Origin of the sequence: Aeromonas sp. Y293-4, assembly GCF_027705905.1 — a bacterium.
GTDB lineage: Bacteria > Pseudomonadota > Gammaproteobacteria > Enterobacterales > Aeromonadaceae > Aeromonas > Aeromonas veronii.
The window spans coordinates 1-3,240 of record NZ_JAPDCI010000050.1 but is presented as its reverse complement, the minus strand read 5'-3'; the positions used below and the strand labels follow the sequence as shown (position 1 = coordinate 3,240).

Here is a 3,240-nt window from a genome sequence, read left to right as displayed (position 1 = left end):
TTTGGGGTTCTAGGGATTTTCCGTCCAAAAACGACAAAGTGCTCTGGAGGCCCCGCCGTCTGTGGCCTCCAGAGGGGTATTACTTTTTTCGAGATCCCTATTTGGGCTCTGTTTGAGTAAGATTTAGTCTTTTTGGGCTAAATCCATGGCATTCGAAGAACGTGTCCAAATCTTGTCCGAGGCAGAACAAGATGAGTTATATGGACCCCCCGCTTTCACCTCCGCCGACCAACGCTTCTTTTTCTCGCTGAACGATAAGGAACTGGCGATCGCTAAAAGCCTCCGTCATCGGGGCCAGCGTTACATGCTGGTGGTACTGCTGGGCTATTTCAAAGCCAAGCCGGTGGTGCTGAATCCCGGCTTTCATCAGATCAAGCAGGACCTCAAATACGTTTATCAAACCGTTCTACCAGGCCCAGGCTGTAGACCCTTTAATCTCACGCCAAAAGAGAACGAACGGATTTACCAACGTGTTTTCCAGCTCTGCAACTACCAGCGCTGGAATGTCAAAGACCATGGAGCGGCGTTGAGAGATTACTTATCCCAGCAAGCCAGAGCCTGGACAGCGCCTAGGCACCTCTTCGATGCGGCCATTGAATATTGTTCGGGGCAGAAGATCGCAATCCCTGCCTACAGCACGCTGCAAAAGATCATCAGTCAGGTGGTGGGAGACGAACAGGAACACATGGCCGCGCACCTTGAGCGTGCAATGTCACGCGGTCTTAAGCAAGCACTGGCGGAGCTCGTGAACGGCACAGGTCCACTGCCGTTCCGACAGTTGCGACAATCGGCTCGTAACTTCACCGGAACCGAGTTGGAGAAAGAACTGATTGTCTATCGCCATATCCAGCATTGGATGCCGGAAGTGGATCTGCTGTTGAGCACGCTATCACTGTCGCAGAAAAATCTGCAACACCTGGCAGAGAAAGTCGACTACTACGGTGCCAAACTGAAACGTCAAACCGTAGGCAGCCAATGGCTGTATTTATTGTGCTATCTTCAAACGCGATGGCAGCAAGCGCTGGAACGTATTGCCGATGGCTTTGTGCATCATGTCAGACAGACCAAACAGAAGGCAAAGGATTATGCGCAGGAAGCGGTGTTTAAGGATTGGCAAAAAGCAGCTAAAAATGTCAGCAAGGCAGCTGAAGTACTGCACCTGTTCATTGATGACAGCATTGATCTGCAACTACCGTTTGCAACAGTAAGACAGCAAGCACTGAGCCTGCTGACCAAAAGGGATCTGGAATCTGTATGTCTCTTCCTGAACGAGCAGCGACGATCGGTCGATGAAGCCATGTGGCAGTACTGCGACGAGAAAGAAAGTCTGCGGAAAGGTTTGCTGCGAGAGTTGTTCCTATGTCTGCGCTTCGAAGGCTGCGACGGCACCCAGCACTTAGCGGCCGCCTTGGCGAAAACACAAAACGAACTCAACGGCCAGGACGCTCAGTTGCAAACTGCCGACACCAGACTCCTTTCCAAAAAATCACGTGAATTCCTGCTGGATGGTGAAGGGAATATCCTGATCGATCGTTATGAGTGGTTCCTCTATCAACAGATTCCTGATCGCCTGAATGGCCAGCTGACGCTGCCTGATATCACTAAATACCGGGCACTCGACGCCGACCTGATCGACGGGGAACATTGGCGAAAAAACAAATATACGCTGCTTCAACAGAGCCATTTTACAAAATTAGCGGAGGAGCCTGAAAAGCTGATCAAACAGATGGCCATGGAATTGGATACCCGTTTGTACGAAGTCGGCGAATATCTTGAACAGGAAGACAACCGGAATATCATCTTGCGTAATCCGCAGGGTAAACGCTTCTGGCGCCTGCCTTCGGCCAGCAAACATCATCTGGTCAACAATCCCTTCTTCCAGCAAATTCCCACAACGGGGATTGCGGATGTACTGCGCATGGTTGATCGTGACACCGGTTTCATTGACTGCTTCGCTCATGTGCTGGGTTCCCAATCCAGAAGCCGTTCCCATGAATATGACCTGTTGGCAATTCTGGTCGGCAATGCAACCAATCAAGGCATTTACGGCATGGCACAGATCTCTGATCGTACCTATGATCAGCTCAGCACTATCCAGGCGAACTATCTTCGCCTGGAAACATTGAATGCTGCTAACGACAACATCAATAACGCGACAGCCAAGCTACCCATCTTCCGGTACTACAACATCCAGGAAGATGTGATCCACGCCAGTGCCGATGGTCAAAAGTTCGAAGCCCGGCGCGAGACCTTCAAAACCCGTTATTCGTCGAAGTACTTTGGCACTCAAAAAGGTGTTTCTGCCATGACCTTGATCGCCAATCACGCTGCGATCAACGCCAGAGTGATCGGCGCCAACGAACATGAATCGCACTACATCTTTGATTTGTTGATGAGCAATACGTCAGACATCATTCCGGATGTGCTCTCAACCGATACCCATGGGGTGAACCATGTGAACTTCGCGTTACTGGATCTGTTCGGATACCAGTTTGCCCCACGCTATGCCCAGGTTGGCAAAGTGATCAATGACATGTTTGATGTCAAGGAAGACAAAGAACACCGAATTCAGCTGTGCTTAAAAAAGCCAATCAATACCCATCGTATTGCGCAGCACTGGGATACCATCCAACGGATTGCAGTATCACTTAAGCAGCGGAAAACAACGCAAGCCACCTTGGTGAGAAAGCTCTCGGAGTACAAGCGCAATCACCCGCTGCTGGAAGCCCTGACGGAATACAATCGCCTGGTGAAAGCGAATTATCTACTGTGCTACATCGATGATGCCAGTTTAAGAAACTATGTTCAGCGCGCGCTGAACCGGGGAGAGGCCTATCACCAACTGCGTCGGGCCGTGAGCAGCGTCAATGGGGATCAGTTCCGGGGCAGTTCAGACGAAGAAATCCAGCTATGGAATGAGTGCGCTCGCCTGGTCACCAATGCCATCGTTTACTTCAACTCCAGGATACTCAGCCAGCTGTTGACCAGCTTCGAATACCAAGGAGATACCAAGAGAATAGATATCGTCAAACAGGCATCCCCTGTGGCCTGGCACAACATTAACCTCAAGGGGACTTACCACTTCGAATTGAGCGAAAAATTGCCAGATCTGGAGGAGCTTATGCGCTCAATCGAGGGATATTTACCCGTCAGCGAAAAGTAATACCCCTCTGGAGGCCACGGACGGCGCGGCCTCCAGAGCACTTTGTCGTTTTTGGACGGAAAATCCCTAGAACCCCT

1 protein-coding gene is annotated in these 3,240 nt (G+C 50.7%); it reads left to right on the top strand.

The window, feature by feature from the left end:
* Window positions 1-145 precede the first annotated feature (145 nt).
* On the top strand, window positions 146-3,163 hold the full coding sequence (locus OKC31_RS21425) for a Tn3-like element IS3000 family transposase (RefSeq protein WP_021740570.1): 3,018 nt from the start codon (window positions 146-148) through the stop codon (window positions 3,161-3,163).
* The last annotated feature ends 77 nt before the right edge of the window (window positions 3,164-3,240 follow it).

Coding starts and splice junctions, on each gene's coding strand:
- OKC31_RS21425 (WP_021740570.1), top strand. CDS start 146: ATGGCATTCGAAGAACGTGTCCAAATCTTGTCCGAGGCAGAACAAGAT.